This is a genomic window from Aeromonas sp. 603079 (genome assembly GCF_049172135.1).
Classification (GTDB): Bacteria; Pseudomonadota; Gammaproteobacteria; order Enterobacterales; family Aeromonadaceae; genus Aeromonas; species Aeromonas veronii.
The window spans coordinates 31653-49856 of the sequence record NZ_JAAKPX010000008.1; the positions used below are offsets into that span (position 1 = coordinate 31653).

At 60.3% G+C, this 18204-nt stretch carries 14 protein-coding genes; 8 read left to right on the forward strand and 6 right to left on the reverse strand.

What is annotated here, in order from left to right; translation table 11 throughout:
* Positions 1-28: 28 nt before the first annotated feature.
* From clpB to rluD, 3 genes are all read right to left on the reverse strand, one after another.
* Positions 29-2602 (reverse strand): ATP-dependent chaperone ClpB, encoded by a 2574-nt coding sequence (gene clpB / locus G5287_RS07460; protein ID WP_421231103.1) that lies wholly within the window; start codon positions 2600-2602, stop codon positions 29-31.
* A 202-nt stretch (positions 2603-2804) separates the two neighbouring features.
* Positions 2805-3542: a peptidoglycan editing factor PgeF gene (pgeF, locus tag G5287_RS07465; RefSeq protein WP_421231104.1), complete on the reverse strand. Its 738-nt coding sequence runs from the start codon at positions 3540-3542 to the stop codon at positions 2805-2807.
* 213 nt (positions 3543-3755) lie between these two features.
* Positions 3756-4736, reverse strand: coding sequence for a 23S rRNA pseudouridine(1911/1915/1917) synthase RluD (rluD, locus tag G5287_RS07470; protein WP_227341786.1), 981 nt, complete (start codon positions 4734-4736; stop codon positions 3756-3758).
* Between the two features lie 117 nt (positions 4737-4853).
* On the opposite strand from rluD, the gene G5287_RS07475 reads away from it, so the two are divergent.
* On the forward strand, positions 4854-5609 hold the full coding sequence (locus tag G5287_RS07475) for an outer membrane protein assembly factor BamD (RefSeq protein WP_005339769.1): 756 nt from the start codon (positions 4854-4856) through the stop codon (positions 5607-5609).
* A gap of 290 nt (positions 5610-5899) precedes the next feature.
* On the opposite strand, the gene G5287_RS07480 is transcribed toward G5287_RS07475, so the two are convergent.
* A complete protein-coding gene (locus tag G5287_RS07480; RefSeq protein ID WP_421231105.1) occupies positions 5900-7582 on the reverse strand; it encodes an ArnT family glycosyltransferase in 1683 nt (560 codons plus the stop codon).
* Positions 7569-8936 (reverse strand): UDP-glucose dehydrogenase family protein, encoded by a 1368-nt coding sequence (locus G5287_RS07485; RefSeq protein ID WP_227341784.1) that lies wholly within the window; start codon positions 8934-8936, stop codon positions 7569-7571. Before G5287_RS07485 ends, G5287_RS07480 begins: the two co-directional genes overlap by 14 nt.
* Positions 8937-9337: 401 nt before the next feature.
* Here G5287_RS07485 and arnB point away from each other — a divergent pair, with 401 nt between their 5' ends.
* Genes arnB through arnF form a run of 7 tightly spaced genes read left to right on the forward strand, consistent with a single transcriptional unit; the run spans position 9338 to position 16764 of the window.
* A complete protein-coding gene (gene arnB / locus G5287_RS07490; RefSeq protein ID WP_227341783.1) occupies positions 9338-10474 on the forward strand; it encodes a UDP-4-amino-4-deoxy-L-arabinose aminotransferase in 1137 nt (378 codons plus the stop codon).
* A 6-nt stretch (positions 10475-10480) separates the two neighbouring features.
* Entirely contained in the window at positions 10481-11461 is a 981-nt protein-coding gene (arnC, locus tag G5287_RS07495) for an undecaprenyl-phosphate 4-deoxy-4-formamido-L-arabinose transferase (RefSeq protein WP_421172616.1), read from the forward strand.
* Positions 11458-13449 carry a bifunctional UDP-4-amino-4-deoxy-L-arabinose formyltransferase/UDP-glucuronic acid oxidase ArnA gene (gene arnA, locus G5287_RS07500; RefSeq protein ID WP_421172617.1) on the forward strand — a complete coding sequence of 664 codons (1992 nt, stop codon included), beginning with the start codon at positions 11458-11460 and terminating at the stop codon, positions 13447-13449. The genes arnC and arnA overlap by 4 nt, the downstream gene beginning before the upstream one ends.
* The gene (gene arnD / locus G5287_RS07505) at positions 13442-14341 is read left to right on the forward strand and encodes a 4-deoxy-4-formamido-L-arabinose-phosphoundecaprenol deformylase (protein WP_227341780.1); all 900 of its coding nucleotides are present in this window, start codon (positions 13442-13444) and stop codon (positions 14339-14341) included. The genes arnA and arnD overlap by 8 nt, the downstream gene beginning before the upstream one ends.
* A 31-nt stretch (positions 14342-14372) precedes the next feature.
* Complete coding sequence (arnT, locus tag G5287_RS07510) at positions 14373-16016, forward strand: lipid IV(A) 4-amino-4-deoxy-L-arabinosyltransferase (protein WP_421231106.1); 1644 nt, start codon at positions 14373-14375, stop codon at positions 16014-16016.
* Positions 16016-16360 (forward strand): EamA family transporter, encoded by a 345-nt coding sequence (locus tag G5287_RS07515; RefSeq protein WP_216952259.1) that lies wholly within the window; start codon positions 16016-16018, stop codon positions 16358-16360. The genes arnT and G5287_RS07515 overlap by 1 nt, the downstream gene beginning before the upstream one ends.
* A complete protein-coding gene (arnF, locus tag G5287_RS07520) occupies positions 16357-16764 on the forward strand; it encodes a 4-amino-4-deoxy-L-arabinose-phosphoundecaprenol flippase subunit ArnF (protein WP_216952260.1) in 408 nt (135 codons plus the stop codon). Before G5287_RS07515 ends, arnF begins: the two co-directional genes overlap by 4 nt.
* Before the next feature lie 72 nt (positions 16765-16836).
* On the opposite strand, the gene G5287_RS07525 is transcribed toward arnF, so the two are convergent.
* The gene (locus G5287_RS07525) at positions 16837-18165 is read right to left on the reverse strand and encodes a CoA-disulfide reductase (RefSeq protein WP_227341778.1); all 1329 of its coding nucleotides are present in this window, start codon (positions 18163-18165) and stop codon (positions 16837-16839) included.
* Positions 18166-18204: the final 39 nt, after the last annotated feature.

The window sequence follows — 18204 nt, forward strand, 5'->3', positions numbered from 1 at the left end:
AGGCCTGCGTTTTTCATCGACAATCCCATTACTGGGTCATGGTGAGGCCGTTGCTGTCGGCTCCCAGCAGCAGTTTCTTGCCGGGAACGATGCGACCGGAGAGCAGCGCCTGCGCCAGCGGGTTCTCCACCTTCTGCTGGATCGCCCGCTTGAGGGGTCGTGCCCCGTAGACGGGGTCGAACCCGGCATGCACCAGCTTCTCGAGCAGCGCTTCGCTCACCTCCACCTCGTAACCCTGAGCCTCCAGACGGCCCATCAGGCTCTTGAGCTGGATCCGGGCGATGGACTTGATGTGCTCCTCGCCGAGTGGATGGAACACCACGGTCTCGTCGATCCGGTTGATAAACTCCGGCCGGAAACTGCGGGTCAGCACATCCATCAGCATGGCCTTCATCTCGTCGTAATCCTTCTCGGAGTGGTGCTCCTGAATCAGATCCGACCCGAGGTTGGAGGTCATGATCACCACCGAGTTGCGGAAATCGACGGTGCGACCCTGACCATCGGTCAGGCGGCCATCATCAAGCACCTGCAACAGGATGTTGAACACATCCGGATGTGCCTTCTCCACCTCGTCCAGCAGGATCACCGAGTAGGGACGACGGCGTACCGCCTCGGTCAGATAACCGCCCTCTTCATAACCCACGTATCCGGGAGGTGCCCCCACCAGACGGGCCACACTGTGTTTCTCCATGAACTCGGACATATCGATCCGCACCATGGCATCCTGGGTATCGAACAGGAACTCCGCCAGCGCCTTGCACAGCTCGGTCTTGCCCACCCCGGTGGGCCCCAGGAACAGGAAGGAGCCGATGGGGCGATTCGGATCTGAGAGCCCGGCACGGGAGCGGCGAATGGCGTTGGAGACCGCATCGACCGCCTCTTCCTGACCAATCACCCGGCTGTGCAGCTGATCTTCCATCCGCAGCAGCTTGTCGCGCTCCCCTTCCAGCATGCGGGCGACCGGAATACCGGTCCAGCGGGCCAGGACATCTGCAATCTCCACGTCAGTGACCCGGTTGCGCAGCAAACTGGTCTCCTGCATCTCGGCCTGAGTGGCGAGATCCAGCTGTTTCTCCAGCTCCGGAATGCGGCCGTACTGCAGCTCGGACATCCGACCCAGGTCGCCTGCGCGGCGCGCCACGTCGAGATCCTGACGGGCCTGCTCCAGCGCAGCCTTGATATGCTGGGTACCGGCGAGGGCGGCTTTCTCGGCCTTCCACACTTCGTCCAGCTCGTTGTATTCCCGATCTTTTTCGCCAATCTCCTGATTGATCAGCTCCAGACGCTTGCGGCTGGCGTCGTCGTCCTCCTTCATCAGCGCCTGCTGCTCCAGCTTGAGCTGGATGATGCGCCGCTCGAGGCGATCGAGCGCCTCCGGCTTGGAGTCGATCTGCAACCGGATGCTGGCTGCCGCCTCGTCGATAAGGTCGATGGCCTTGTCCGGCAACTGACGATCCGCAATGTAGCGGTGCGACAACTGGGCCGCCGCCACGATGGCGGGGTCGGTGATCTGCACATGGTGGTGCAGCTCGTAACGCTCTTTCAGGCCGCGCAGGATGGCGATGGTATCTTCGACTGTCGGCTCTTCCACCAGCACCTTCTGGAAACGGCGCTCCAGCGCGGCATCCTTCTCGATAAACTGGCGATACTCGTCCAGGGTGGTGGCACCGACGCAGTGCAGCTCGCCCCGTGCCAGCGCAGGCTTGAGCATGTTGCCCGCATCCATGGCCCCTTCGCCCTTGCCGGCGCCGACCATGGTGTGCAGCTCGTCGATGAAGAGGATGACGTTGCCCTCCTCCTTGGCGAGATCGCTCAGCACGGCCTTGAGCCGCTCCTCGAACTCGCCGCGATATTTGGCACCGGCCACCAGCGCCCCCATGTCCAGCGACAGCACCCGCTTGTTCTTGAGCCCCTCCGGCACCTCGCCGTTGATGATGCGCTGGGCCAGACCTTCGACGATGGCGGTTTTACCGACACCGGGTGCCCCGATCAGCACGGGGTTGTTCTTGGTACGGCGTTGCAGCACCTGAATGGTGCGGCGGATCTCGTCATCCCGGCCGATCACCGGGTCGAGCTTGCCGAGTTCGGCCCGCTCGGTCAGATCGATGGTGTATTTCTCCAGCGCCTGGCGGTTCTCCTCGGCGTTGGCATCCTCCACCTTCTTGCCACCACGCACCTTGTCGATGGCCGCTTCGAGTTTCTCTTTGGTCAGCCCCTGAGCGCGCAGCAGCTCGCCCAGCGTACCCTTGTCGTCGAGGGCCGCCAGCACGAACAGTTCGGATGAGATGAACTGATCCTTGCGCTGCTGGGCCAGCTTGTCGCAGACGTTGAGCAGACGGCCGAGGCCGTTGGAAAGCTGTACATCCCCTTCCACACCGCTGACGCGCGGCAGGCGATCCAGCTCCTCGCCGAGGCGGGAGCGCAGGGCATTGATATCCATCCCGGTCAGGGTGAGCAACGGACGGATAGAGCCGCCATCCTGATTGACCAGTGCGGTCATCAGGTGAACGGGTTCGATGAATTGGTGGTCACGACCCAGTGCCAAAGACTGGGCATCGGAAATAGCAATCTGGAATTTGCTGGTAAGGCGATCGAGGCGCATTGCACTCCCCCTTCAAACAGGCAGACGCCGCTTGCGCGGCAAACAACATAACTTTCTGAGATGAAAGATGAGGCCCGTACGGGCTATTTCAAGGGCTGTGACTGGTTATTTTTTCTGCAAAGCGGGGAGGGGACAGGATCACCGCCTCTCTCATACGGATCTGTTCTTGAAAGAGACGGGCTATTACTTGGCGGGTGATTGCTTAGCGGGCCAACCAGATGAGGGAGGCCATCCGGCCGGTCTGGCCATCGCGACGATAAGAGTAGAACTGCTCGCTGTCGCTGAAGGTGCAGTATTCGCCGCCATAGACGGCGGTAACGCCAGCGCGGGCGAGGCGCAGCCTAGCCAGTTGGTAGATATCCGCCAGCCATTTGCCGTCGTTGGTGGAAGGCACGAAAGCCGCGACCGCTTCAGCCTGCTCAGCCATAAAGGCTTCGCGCACCTCTCCCCCCACTTCAAATGCAGTGGGGCCAATGGCCGGGCCCATCCAGGCCAGGATCTCGCCCGGCTCGCAGACCATGGCGGCGATACTCGCCTCCAGCACGCCCTCTTTCAGTCCACGCCAGCCAGCATGGGCGGCGGCCACCACTGTGCCTGCCCGATCGCAGAACAGCACCGGCAGACAGTCGGCGGTCATCACGATGCAGGCCTGATCCGCCTCATGGGCGCAGGCGGCATCGGCATCCGGCGCCTGCTGATAATGGCTGCTGACTGGATGAACCACGGTGCCGTGCACCTGATTGAGCCAGTTAAGGGGCCCCGGGATGGCGGCCGCCTGCTGCAGCCGGGCCCGATTGGCCTCGACTCGCACCGGTTCATCCCCCACATGGGCGCCCAGATTGAGACCGGCAAAGACCCCTTCGCTGACGCCACCGTCACGGGTGGTCGAAAGCGCCCGGACGCGCGCTGGCGCAGGCCAGTCGGGTTCAATCCATTTCATTGCTCACTCCTTCACGCTCTATCGTTCAAATGGAAACGGGGCTCTTGGCTGCAACCAGTCAAGACGCCCCGTTTCAAGGTTCTGTGTGCTACGCGCTGTATCGGCGGGTTACGGCAGAAGTTGTCGCAATACCGCCAGATTCATCACCCTTTCCAGACCAGCTCGTCCAGGTTGGCGAGGGCTATTCAGGAGTGCAGTGCCTCAATCAAGCCACTATTTCCAGACCAATTCATCCGGATTGGCGAGGGTGTCGGCACGCAGCACCTCCATCAGCGCCACCATGTCTTGCGGCGTGGGGGAGTGCCACTGCATCACTTCACCCGTGATGGGATGAGCCAGCTGCAGCATGGTGGCGTGCAGCGCCTGACGATGGAAGTTGCGCAGCGCCTCGGTCAGCTCGGGGGTCGCGTTGCGCAGCGGGCGCAGACGGCCACCGTAGGCGGGATCCCCCACCAGCGGGTGCTTGATGTGGGCCATGTGGACACGGATCTGGTGGGTACGGCCGGTCTCCAGACGCAGACGCAGACGGGTGTGGCCACGGAACTTCTCGTGCACCCGGTAGTGAGTCACGGAGGGACGGCCATTGGGCACCACGGCCATGTGGGTACGCTGGGTCGGGTGACGGCCGATGGGCGCATCAACGGTGCCGCCGGCGGTCATGTGACCGATGGCGATCGCTTCGTACTCACGGGTGATCTGGCGCGCCTGCAACGCTTCCACCAGATGGGTCTGTGCGGGTACGGTTTTGGCAACCACCATCAAACCTGTGGTGTCTTTATCCAGACGGTGCACGATACCGGCGCGGGGCACCTCGGCAATGCCGGGGTAGCGGTGCAGCAGGGCGTTGAGGATGGTGCCATCCGGCGTACCTGCGCCCGGGTGAACCACCAGACCGGCCGGTTTGTCGATCACCAGAATGTGTTCATCTTCATAAACGATGTTGAGCTCGATATCCTGGGCATCCCAGCGAGTATCATCTTCCAACTCGACATTCACATGCACCTGCTGCCCGGCCAGAATCTTCTCGCGCGGGGTGTTGGCAACCTGACCGTCCAGGGTCACTCTGTCCTGTAAAATCCACTCCTTGATGCGGGTGCGGGAGTAGTCTGGAAACAATTCGGCCAGGGCCTGGTCGAGTCGCTGCCCGAATTGGTGATCCTGGAATTCGCCTGTCAGTTCAATATGCTGGCTCATGTATGGTCTCTTGAGCGGGGGGTATCAATTCGAAATAATCCGGGTATTCTAGCTTTTCTTTTAGCCAAGCATAACGGATACTTTGCCAATTTCGTGGAAATGGACCGGATGTTGTTGATGGGAAAGAAGTCTCACCTGCTGATGTCGCTCGCCTTGGTCGCTACCTTGATCACAGGCTGTTCCAGCACCAAACCCAAGGTACCCGACGAACCGCCGGAGACCCTGTACCAGAAAGCACGCCTCAAACTGGACGTTGGCAATTACGTGCAAGCCACTGAATTGCTGGAGGCTTTGGACTCTCGCTATCCGTTCGGTGCCTACTCCAACCAGGTGCAGCTTGACCTCATCTATGCCTACTACAAGCAGGATGATACCGCTCAGGCGATCGCCAATATCGACCGTTTTATCCGCCTCAATCCGGCGCATAAAAATATCGATTACGTCTTCTATATGCGCGGCCTGACCAACATGGCGGCGGATTACAACTTCTTCCAGAGCCTGTTCGGTATCGGTCGGGACGACAAAGACCCTGCTTATGCCCGTCAGGCATTCCAGGACTTCAAGACCCTGCTGCAGAACTACCCCAACAGTGTCTATGCCGCCGATGCCCGCGCCCGCATGATTGGCCTGAAGAATCGTCTGGCCCGATATGACCTGAGCGTGGCCGAGTATTACGTGAAGCGTGATGCACTGGTCGCAGCCGCCAACCGGGCCAAGCTGATTGTCGAAACCTACCCCGACACAGCCGAAACCGAGAAGGCACTGGAGATCATGGTCGAGTCTTACGACGCCCTGAAGATGCCGCAGCTGGCCAAGCATGCCCGCGAAGTGCTGGCCAAGAACTACCCGGAGAACCGCCTCGGCCGTGGCTGAGTGATACGGATAAACCGGTAATAAAAAAACCGATGCCAAGGCATCGGTTTTTTTATCTTTGCAATCCACCAATCCGGCTGGGTGAAGTTCCTGCAACCCATAGCGGTCGCGGCCCCTCACACCCCATCTATCCCATTCATTAGCCACCTGCGAGATGGCCGCATCGTGAAGTTCGCTTATCACCAAGGGTTGCAAACCCGCTGTCAGCCCGACGCCAGGCCGGGAAGAGCGGAACCGTCACCACACGGCCATATTGCCTCATACAGTGCCCCTGAATGGGAATAGATGGCTTAATGGCACTGTAATCCTGTCACCAGAGTCAGTAGTTGCCCTTTGTCCGAGCGCAGAGCGGTCTGGGCCAGCAACTGATAGGGAATCCCCTCCAGCAGCTTGACCCTCTCCCCGGCCGTACCATTGACCAACACGGCATCAAACCGGGCATCACGACAGGCAACCACATCCCTCACTTTCTCCCTGTCCAGATTCATTACCCGCATCTCTTCATAGGCAGATAGCAGACCAAGCTCCGTCTCCCCCAATTGCCAGCCGGCGATGCGATCCCGCTTCTCGAGCGGTATTCCCTCAAGCAACCGGGCCATCTTTCCCGATACTCCCTTGGCGGCATCGATCAAGGGGTAAACCAGTGTAAAGGTGAGCAGAAACATGATGGCCACCGAGCTGGCAACATGAGTAGCGCCATGCACCTCCTTGCGCCGCAACAACAGCGCCAGCGCAATCACGAAAAGCATACTGGCGGGGATATAACGCCACCCCAGCTTGCTGGCGACCTGTAGCACGTCTGCCGGAACATGACTGGCCACCGGTAGTGAAGGGCCCAGCAGAGGTAGCCCTATGACCACGACACAGAACAGCAGCATGAAACAGAGCCATCCCCGACCATAGCGAGCCGTCCATCCCGGCCAGTTCAGGCTGACCTGACCCAGCATGATGGCAAATACCGGCAACAACGGAAAAAGATAGAGGGTGCGCTTGGTGGATGAGAGGGTTAACAGCAAAAGGGTGCCCACTGCCCAGCACAACAGAAATAACCTCTCACGACTCCAGCGTCGCTGTTTGATGGTTTGCCAACCCCAATAGAAAATGAATGGCAACCAGGGGATGGTATATTCAGCCATCCCCAATAAATAATAGAGATAGGCCCCTTTCTTGATATGGCCGAGTTCGGTCGAGGTGCCTGTCAGGCGGCCTACCTGATTCTGCCAGAACCACTCATTCCATAAAGCATCGCCATCGAGATGATTAATTAATTCACGAATCCACGCTGCCACTGGCAATATAAAACAGAGCAGCATCAGCAGATGCTGCCAGATAAATCCTGGCAGTTTTTTGTCGATGGCGGCACATCTTGCAGCGAAGAAGAATAGCGGGAACCAGCCAAAAAAAACTGTCAGTGGCCCAATAGGACCTTTTGCCATAAAACAGCCCGCCAACCCTATTCCGGCCAGTATCGCCATCCACCGACGGCTTACAAGGTAATATTCTGAAAATGCCCAAAGGGTAAATATGACAAAGAAGGCAAGCGCACTGTCCGTTCTGATCCAGTGCGTGTTGATGATAAATCCTTCCATGGTGCCCAGTGCGATCACCGACCAGATCGCGGCCGATCTATTGCCAAGCAGGCGATAGGCCAGCAGGCCGGTAAAGAGCAGCATACCCGCCGCCCAGACCACGCCCGCCAACCGCAGGCTATTGGTCACCCCCAGCCAGGATTCAAACCCATCAAGAAACGGCAGAGCGGCCATATAGAAGAGCGGCGGCTTCTCGATAAAGCTGTGCCCGCCAAGGGTCGGTACCACCCAATCGCCATTGCGGTACATCTCGAGTGCAATAGCCGCTTCGCGAGGTTCATCAGGCGTCCAGAGCTGATGGTCAAACTGGCCAAACAGCAGCACCAGCGTAACCAGCAGCAACATCCAGCAGAGCGTGCGCTCCGAAATATCAGCACTCTGCATGGCTCATACCTTCTGTAATGGTCTCCCCACGCCCGATGGCATAGTAGGAAAAGCCCAGCCCCTTCATCTTGAGCGGATCGTAGAGATTGCGACCATCGACGATGAGGGGGTGCGCCAGCATCTTCCTGATCTGGGCAAAATCGGGCGCCTTGAACTCGTTCCACTCGGTACAGATGACCAACGCATCCGCCCCCGCCAGCGCTGCCTCCCTGGTCCCCATCAGCGACAGCTCGGGCTGGCAACCATAGATACGCTGTGCCTCCTTCATCGCCACCGGATCGAAGGCCTGCACCCGGGCCCCCTCCTGCCAGAGCGCCTCCATCAACACCCGGCTCGGCGCTTCGCGCATGTCATCCGTATTGGGCTTGAAGGCGAGTCCCCAGATGGCGATGGTCTTGCCCGCCAGCGACTCGCCTCGCTCGTGAAAGTGGCAGGCCAGGGTGTCGAAGAGCTTGAACTTCTGCCGCTCGTTGACCCGCTCCACCGCACGAATAAGCGGCGTGTCGTAGTCGAGGGCCGCTGCAGTCGCCAGAAATGCCCTCACATCCTTGGGGAAACAGGATCCGCCATAACCACAACCGGGATAGATAAACTGGTAGCCGATGCGCTGGTCGGCACCAATCCCCTGCCGCACCAGCTCGATATCGGCACCGACCCGCTCGGCCAGCCCGGCCATCTCGTTGATAAAGCTGATCTTGGTGGCCAGCATGCAGTTGGCGGCGTACTTGGTCAGCTCGGCACTGCGAACATCCATAAACAGAATGCGGTCGTGATTGCGATTAAATGGCTCATACAACTCGCGCATCACGGCTCTGGAACGCTCCTTGCTGGTGCCGATAACAATGCGATCCGGGCGCTGGCAATCCCTGACGGCCGCCCCCTCTTTCAGAAATTCCGGATTGGAGACCACATCGAATTCAAACTGCTTGCCAAGTTCGGCCTGCTGCTCCCTGACCCAGTAAAACACCTTGTCTGCCGTACCAACCGGCACGGTGGATTTGTTGACGATGATCACCTCATCTGCGCGATGCTGGGCAATCGATCTCGCCACCGCCCTGACGGCGCTCAGATCGGCCGAACCATCCTCATCAGGGGGCGTACCGACGGCGATAAATTGCACGTCACCATGGGTAACCGCCATGGGAATATCCGTGGTGAATGTCAGCGAGCCATTTTGCAATGTCTGGTGTAATAACACATCCAGTCCCGGCTCATATATTGGTAATTCGCCATGGGATAATTTATTTATTTTATCTGCATCGAGATCGATACAAACAACCTGGTGCCCTACATCTGCCAATACAATTGCCTGTACCAGTCCGACATAGCCACTGCCAAACACTGTGATATTCATAACGATTTTTCCATAATGCGTAATGATGGAAACTTTACATCCTTTACTCAATTGCACTACGGGCAATTTGTAACAAGCAATGTCAATTCTGAATGACACCCAACCTGTTGAGCAATAGCAGATGATTTAGGTGGCGACAGTCAAAAAAGTGGCTAAACACCAACCTAAAATAAAGCCAAGCGATTTTTTGTTACGAGATATTTCCATATTAAGCCACGCCATCAAAACGGCAGCAATTGTTACCAAGTGTTGCTGTGCGCTTGAATAAAAACTCGTTATTCAGCTACTTTCAAAATATATCGAGCAATCTCGATACTTTCCCCAAGCATATTTCCAGTGAAAATCAGCAATGCAGATTTTCATCGTCATTTTATTTTTTGCGACATTAAGACCGGAGTCGTATGAAAGACTTTCTGCCATTCTCAAAGCCTGCCATGGGCGAGGCCGAGATCCTTGCCGTCAGCGAGGTGTTGCAATCGGGATGGATCACCACGGGCCCGAAAAATCATGAGCTGGAGCAGCGTTTCTGCGAGACCTTTGGCTGCCAGCATGCGGTCGCGCTTTGCTCCGCGACCGCGGGCATGCATGTCACCCTGATGGCGCTGGGGATTGGCCCGGGTGACCAGGTGATCACGCCCTCCCAGACCTGGGTCTCCACCATCAACATCATCACCCTGCTGGGGGCCACCCCGGTCTTTGTCGATGTGGACAAGGATACTCTGATGGTCAGCGCCGACCAGATAGCGCCGCTCATCACCCCCAACACCCGGGCCATCATCCCGGTCCACTACGCAGGGGCACCGGTCGACCTCGACCCCATCCTCGCCCTGGGTCGCCAGCACGATATTCCAGTCATCGAAGATGCCGCCCATGCAGTCGGCACCCGCTATCGCGCGCGCTGGGTCGGGGAAACCGGCACCGCCATCTTCTCTTTCCACGCCATCAAAAATCTTACCTGTGCCGAGGGAGGAATGCTGGTGACCGATGACCAGGCGCTGGCCGACAAGGCTCGCATGCTGAAATTTCACGGCCTGGGAGTCGATGCCTTCGACCGCATGACGCAGGGACGCAAGCCGCAGGCGGAGGTGATCATGCCGGGCTTCAAATACAACCTGGCCGACATCAACGCCGCCATCGCCCTGGTGCAGCTGGCCCGCCTGCCCGAGCTCAATGCCAAGCGGGTCGAACTGGTGTCTCGCTACCATGAACGTCTGGCCAACCTGCCGCTGGCACCGCTGGCCATCCCCACCTACCCCCATCTGCATGCCTGGCACCTCTTCATGGTGCGGGTCGACCCCGAGCAGTGCGGCCTCGATCGCGATCAGCTGATGCAGGCGCTGCAGGAGCGAGGCATCGGCAGTGGCCTGCATTTTCGCGCCGCCCACACCCAGAAGTACTACCGGGAGCGCTATCCGGATCTTTCGCTACCCAACACAGAGTGGAACTCGTCACGGCTCTGCACCCTGCCCCTCTTCCCCGACATGACGCTCTCCGACGTGGATCGGGTTGTGGCAGCCCTGACCGACATACTGGAGTAACAATACGTGAACCATAACGACATCAAACGGGTCTCAGTCATCATCCCCGTCTACAACGAGGAGGCGAGCCTGCCGGAACTGCTGCAACGGGTGACCGACACCTGCGAGCAGCTGAGCCAGGATTACGAAGTGATCCTGATCGACGACGGCAGCAACGACCGATCCGCCACCATCATCAGCGAAGCCGCCAATCGCGAAGGGAGCAAGCTGGTCGCCGTGCTGCTCAACCGCAACTATGGCCAGCATGCCGCCATCATGGCCGGCTTCGAGACGGCAACAGGGGATCTGGTGATCACCCTGGATGCCGATCTGCAGAACCCGCCGGAAGAGATCCCGCGGCTGGTCGCCACCGCTATGGAAGGGTATGACGTGGTCGGCACCATCCGCCGCAACCGGCAGGATTCATGGTTTCGCAAGACAGCCTCACGCTTTATCAACAAGTCGGTACAGCGGGCCACCGGCGTCCAGATGAGCGACTACGGCTGCATGCTGCGTGCCTATCGCCGCCACATCATCGACGCCATGCTCTGCTGTCAGGAGCGCAGCACCTTCATCCCCATCCTGGCCAACAGCTTTGCCCGCCGCACCACCGAGCTGGAGGTGGGCCACGCCGAGCGGGCCCACGGCGAATCCAAATATGGCCTGATGCACCTTATCAACCTGATGTACGACCTGGTCACCTGCATGACCACGGCCCCGCTGCGCCTGCTCAGCATCGTTGGCAGCCTGGTGGCGGGGATCGGCTTCACCTTCTCGATCCTGCTGCTGCTGCTGCGTCTGTTACTGGGCGCCGACTGGGCAGCAGATGGCGTCTTCACCCTGTTTGCCATTCTCTTCACCTTTGTCGGCGTACAGCTGATCGGGATGGGGCTGCTGGGTGAGTACATAGGCCGCATGTATACCGATGTGCGCGCCCGCCCCCGCTACTTCATTCACCAAATCGTTCGCTCCACACCAGATGCTTCGCAACAGGAAACTCAATCATGAACGTTGTCGTCTTTGCCTATCACGATATCGGCTGCACCGGTATCGAGTCACTGCTTCAGGCCGGTTATCAGATCCAGGCGGTCTTCACCCACGCCGATGATCCGGGCGAGAACCGCTTCTTCGGTTCGGTGGCCCAGCTCTGCGCCGAACATGACCTGCCGGTCTACTCTCCCGAAGACGTGAACCACCCGCTCTGGGTCGAGCGTATCCGCGAACTGGCGCCCGAGGCCATCTTCTCCTTCTACTACCGCAACCTGCTCAAGCAGGAACTCCTCGATATCCCGACCGTCGGGGCCTTCAATCTGCATGGATCCCTGCTGCCTGCCTATCGTGGCCGGGCGCCCATCAACTGGTGTCTGGTCAACGGCGAACGCGAAACCGGCATGACCCTGCACCGGATGACAGCCCGTGCCGATGCCGGCGATATCCTTGCCCAACAGGCAGTAACCATTGCCCACGATGACACCGCGCTGACCCTGCATGGCAAGATGCGCCAGGCAGCCCGCGCCCTGCTGGAAGGGGAGCTGGTCAAACTCAAGCGCGGTGACGCCACCTTCACCCCGCAGGACGAGAGCAAGGCAAGCTACTATGGTCGCCGCACCCCGGCCGATGGCGAACTGCACTGGGATAAGCCCGCCAGGGATCTCTATAACCTGGTACGTGCCGTTACCCAGCCCTACCCGGGAGCCTTCAGCTTCGCCGGTGATCGCAAGCTGACGGTCTGGCAGGCAAAGCCGCTGGCGATCCAGAGCGACCAGCAGCCGGGCACCATTCTCTCCCACGACCCGCTGCGGGTGGCCTGTGGTGAAGGGGTGCTGGAGATCCTGGCCGGTCAGGTCGAAGGGGGGCTCTATGTACGCGGCGCCCAACTTGCCCGCGAGCTGGGGCTGATGGAAGGGATGAAGATCGGCGACAAGGCGAGCAAGGCCATGCGCAAGGCACGGCTGACCCGGGTGTTGATCCTCGGCGTCAACGGCTTTATCGGCAACCACCTCACCGAGCGCCTGCTCAAGGATGGCGGCTACGAGGTCTATGGCCTCGACATCGGCTCCAGCGCAGTGGAACGCTTCATCGGCCACCCCCACTTCCACTTCGTGGAGGGGGACATCAGCATCCACACCGAGTGGATCGAGTACCACATCAAGAAGTGCGACGTGATCCTGCCGCTGGTGGCCATCGCCACCCCCATCGAGTACACCCGCAACCCGCTGCGGGTGTTCGAACTCGACTTTGAAGAGAACCTCAAGATCGTCCGCTACTGCGTCAAGTACCACAAGCGCATCATCTTCCCCTCCACCTCCGAGGTGTACGGGATGTGCGACGACCACAGCTTCGACGAAGATGAATCCCGCCTCATCGTCGGCCCCATCAACAAACAGCGCTGGATCTACTCGGTCTCCAAGCAGCTGCTGGATAGGGTGATCTGGGCCTACGGCAAAAAAGAGGGGCTCAACTTCACACTGTTCCGTCCCTTCAACTGGATGGGCCCACGCCTCGACAGCCTGGACTCTGCCCGCATCGGCAGTTCCCGCGCCATCACCCAACTGATCCTCAATCTGGTGGACGGCACCCCGATCCAGCTGGTGGATGGCGGCGCCCAGAAACGCTGCTTCACCGATATCGAGGATGGCATTGAAGCCCTGTTCCGCATCGTCGAAAACAGTGGCAATCGCTGCAACGGCCAGATCATCAACATCGGCAACCCGGATAACGAGGCGAGCATTCGCGAGATGGCCGAGGTGCTGCTCGCCAAGTTCGAGGCCCACCCGTTGCGCCACCACTTCCCGCCATTTGCCGGCTTCAATCTGGTGGAGAGCAAGTCCTTCTACGGCGACGGCTATCAGGATGTCTCCCACCGCCGCCCGAGCATCCGTAATGCCCGCAAGCTGATCGACTGGGAACCGACCATCGAGATGGAAGAGACCATCGGCAAGACGCTGGACTTCTTCCTGCAGGGGGCGGTCACGACGGGAGTCGAGCATGACTGAAGTGGGTCTGCGGATCGACGTCGATACCTTCAGGGGAACCCGTGACGGGGTTCCCCGCCTGCTGCAACTGCTCGACAAGCATCAGGTGAAGGGGAGTTTCTTCTTCTCGGTCGGTCCGGACAACATGGGGCGCCACCTGTGGCGCCTGCTAAAACCCCGCTTCCTGCTCAAGATGCTGCGTTCCAACGCCGCATCCCTCTATGGGCTCGATATCCTGCTGGCTGGCACCGCCTGGCCCGGCAAGTCCATCGGCAGAGAGCTGGGTTCCCTGATGCGCGACACCGATAAGGCGCACCATGAGGTGGGGCTGCATGCCTGGGATCACCACGGCTGGCAGGCCAATATCGGTCGCTGGGACGAAGCCGAACTGATCCGCCAGACCCGGCTCGGAGTCGATGCCCTGAGCGAGATCCTGGGGCGCGAAGTGGATTGCTCCGCCGCCGCCGGCTGGCGAGCCGATCCCCTCACCACCCAGGCCAAGGAGCAGTTCGGCTTTCGCTACAACAGTGACTGCCGCGGCTGCGGCCTGTTCCGTCCCATTCTGGAGGATGGTCGGCCCGGCACCCCGCAGATCCCGGTCAACCTGCCCACCTTTGACGAGGTGATTGGCAGCCAGGTGACGGCCGAGCGCTTCAACCACTTCCTGCTGGAGCAGCTGACTGCGGCACCGCAACCGGGCCCCCATGTCTACACCATCCACGCCGAGGTGGAGGGGATCGTCATGGCCGAGCAGTTCGATCTCCTGCTCGATGAAGCCAGGTCGCGCGGCATCCACTTCATCCCCCTTGGCAACCTGCTTCCCCCCGACCCAGCCCTCTTGCCGACCAGCCATCTGCTGCGCGGCTCCCTGCCAGGACGCGAAGGGTGGCTCGGTTGCAAGATGACGCCATGAACCCGCTCGCCAGATTGCAACAGAGAATCTCATGAAGATGACCCGATGGGCCCTGCCCCTTTTCTTCCTCGCCTTTTACCTGCTGCCACTCAACCAGCGGATGCTGTGGAGCCCGGACGAAAACCGTTACGCCGAGATCAGCCGGGAGATGATCACCACGGGTGACTGGGTGGTGCCCCACTTCCTTGGCCTGCGCTACTTCGAGAAACCCATCGCCGGTTACTGGTTCAACAGCCTCAGCCAGCTGCTGTTTGGCGAGAGCAACTTTGCGGTCCGCTTCGCCTCGGCCGCAGCCACCGGCCTGAGCGCCCTGCTGATCTTCTGGTTCGCTCTGCAGCTGTGGCAGTGCCGGCGTACAGCGTGGTTCGCCAGCCTGATCTATCTCTCGACCCTGATCGTCTACGGCATCGGCACCTACAGCGTGCTGGATGCCATGGTCACCCTCTGGCTCAATGCCGCCATGGTGAGCTTCTACCTCATCCGGCAAGAAGGGCCGCCCGGTCGCAGAGTGGCAGGCTATCTGCTGTTCGGCCTCGCCTGCGGCATGGGCTTTCTCACCAAAGGCTTTATCGCACTGGCGGTACCCGTGGTAGCCATCATGCCCTACGCCATCTATCAGCGCCGCCTGCGCGAGCTGGTATGTTTCGGGCCGCTGGCCATCCTTAGCGCGGCTCTGCTGGTCGCCCCCTGGGCCATCGCCGTACACCTGCGCGAGCCGGACTACTGGCACTACTTCTTCTGGATTGAGCACATCCAGCGCTTCGCCTCGGAAGATGCGCAGCACAAGGCGCCATTCTGGTACTACCTGCCGATGGGGCTGCTCGGCACCCTGCCCTGGCTCGGCCTGCTGCCGGGGGCACTGAAGCAAGGATGGCAAGCGCGCAAGAACAGCCCGGAAACCCTCTATCTGTTGGCCTGGGTGGTGTTGCCGCTGCTCTTCTTCAGCATTGCCAAAGGCAAGCTGCTCACCTATATCCTGCCCTGTTTCGCCCCGCTGGCCATGCTGATGGCCACCAGCGCCGTGGACAAAATCAAGGAAGGTAAAGAGCGGGCCTTCAAACTCAACGCCTGGCTGAACGGCCTGTTCGGCCTCATCGGACTGGTAGTGCTGACCGTGCTGGCTTTATCCCGCGACCAAGCCATCTACGGTGAAGAGGATCACGGGGCACTGTCGGTGGCCATGGCCATCTTTATCGGCTGGTCCCTGCTCGGACTCATCCAGTTGCAGGCGGTCAGTCGCCGCTGGGTCCTGAGCGCGCTCTGCCCCATGATACTGGCCATCGGCCTGCCCTGGGCGCTGCCGCAATCACTGATCGACTCAAAGCTGCCAGAGCGTTTCATCGAGACCAATCAGGCCGTGCTGCAGGGTTCAGAGACTCTGCTGGCCAGCGATCCGGGACTGGCATCCGCTCTCGCCCGGAGCACACGGCGCGGCGAGATCATGCTGTTCGACGACAAAGGAGAGCTAGCTTACGGCCTGGGCTATCCGGATGCCAAGGGCCGCTATGTTGCCCGTGCAGAGTTCCCGAGATGGTTGGCACAAGCGCGCGAGAAGGGGCAAGTTGCCCTGCTGATGAAGACCGATCACGACGGAGAGACCGGCCCTCTGCCCCCTGCCGACGAGACCCTCATCAGCCACCGGCTGACCCTGCTCATCTACCATGGAGTACGCTGATGGATATAGTGCTGCTATTACTGGTGTGCCTGCTGACCAGCAGCGGCCAGATGCTGCAAAAGCAGGCCGTTATCTGCTGGCAGCGTAACCCCTGTAACCACCTGCAAAAGCTGCGTTCCCCCTGGCTTGTTGCCAGCGTGGCAGCACTTGGCAGTGGCATGCTGCTCTGGATTTATCTGTTGCAACGACTGCCGCTGAGCATGGCCTACCCCATGCTCAGCATTAATCTGGTGCTGGTGCTGCTCGGCTCACGCCTCTTTTTCCACGAGCCGGTGAGCAGCCACAACTGGCTGGGGGCTGCCACCATCATCGTCGGCGCCCTGCTGCTGGGAGGCCTGCGATGAAGGGCTATCTCTACGTGTTAGGCAGCATAGTGCTGGTGACGGTGGCGCAGCTCTGCATGAAGTGGGGAGCGATCAGCCTCCCTGCATGGCAGGCCGATCCCGCCGTGATGCTGGCTCACCCCCTGCCACTCCTCACCATCGTCATCGGCATCCTCTGCTACGGGCTATCGCTGCTCTGCTGGCTGGCCGCGCTGCACTCCACACCGCTCAATATCGCCTACCCACTGCTCAGCACCAGTTACGGGCTGGTCTATCTGCTGGCGGTGAGCATGCCGGTCTTTGCCGAACCGCTGGTGGCAAGCAAGGCGGCAGGTGTTGCGCTTATCTTCTTCGGCGCCGTGCTGGTCGGCAGCAAACCGGCGACAGGCAAGCCGGAGCGGCAAGATCCCCCTGCCAATCCCTGAGGCAGCTTTAAACAAAAAGAAGAGGCGGCACTCTGTGCCGCCTCTTCTCATTTTCCGCCTGACCAGCGCCTGTTACTTCGCGACGTTGCCCGCCACGTTCAGGGCATCCCAGGTGCGGGAGAAGGGGGGCGCGTAGGCAAAGTCCAGCATGCCTAGCTGCTCGGTGGTCACCCCCATGGTGATGGCAACCGCCAGCGCGTCGATGCGGTGTACCGCCCCCTTGCGACCGAGGATCTGGCCCCCCAGCAGCCGCTTGCTGCCCGCCTCGTAGACCAGCTTGACGTGAATGTCGGACTGACCCGGGCAGTAGTTGGTGTGGCACTTGTCCTTGATCACCACGGTGCGATAGTCGATCCCCATCGCCCTGGCTTCCTGCTCGGAGAGGCCGGTACGGCCCGCCTCCAGCCCCAGCACCTTGAGCGCGGCAGAGCCGAGGGTGCCCGGGAATTCCTGCTCGGCACCCGCCAGGTTCTCGCCCACCATGCGCCCCAGCTTGTTGGCGATGGTGGCGAGCGGCACATAGACCTGCTGCTGCTTCACGGCGTGCCAGACGCTGGCACAGTCGCCGGCCGACCAAACATTGGCCAGCGAGCTGCGCCCCTGCCGGTCCACCTTGATGGCGCCGTTGCCGAGCCGCTCGATGCCGGTATTAGCCAGAAACTCGGTGTTGGGCTTCACCCCGGTGCAGACCACCACGATATCGGCCTCGTACTCGCCCTGGCTGGTGCGCACGCCGGTCACCCGACCATCCCCCAGCAGCGCTTCAACTCGATCACCCAGATGGAGAGAGACCCCCTGCTCGCGCAGTTCGGTTTCGATGTGCTGGGTGATCTCGCCATCAAACGCGTCGGGGATGACCCGATCCGCCAGCTCGATAAGACGCACCTCTTTGCCTTGATGGACCAGCGCCTCGACCACCTCCAGCCCGATAAAGCCGGAGCCAATCACCACGGCGCGGCGATTGTTCTTGTCTTGCACCGCCGCCTTCAGCGCCAACCCGTCGGCCATCCGGCGCAGACCGAATACCCCTTGCTGCTGCAGACCGGGGATGGGGGGCATCACTTCGCGGGCACCGGTGGCAATCATCAGGCGATCGTAGCGATCGGTGAAGGTGTCGCCGTTGTGCTCCACCACCAGAGTCTGGGCAGCCGCATCGACGCTCAGCACCCGATGGCCAATCTTGACCTCGATCCCCTTGGCGGCGAACTGCTCGGGGGTGAACTCGGCCATGTAACCGGGCTCCTGAAACTCGTCACCGACGAAGTAAGGCAGGCCGCAGGCACCGAAAGAGATCACTTCGGAGGCCTCATACACCACGATGTCGGCATCTTTGGCCAGACGGCGCGCCTTGGCGGCCGCACTCATACCGGCGGCTTCGCCACCGATGATCAGAATTCTCATTGTTTTTCCTCTCAATGGCGCAGGGAGGGCATGCCCTCC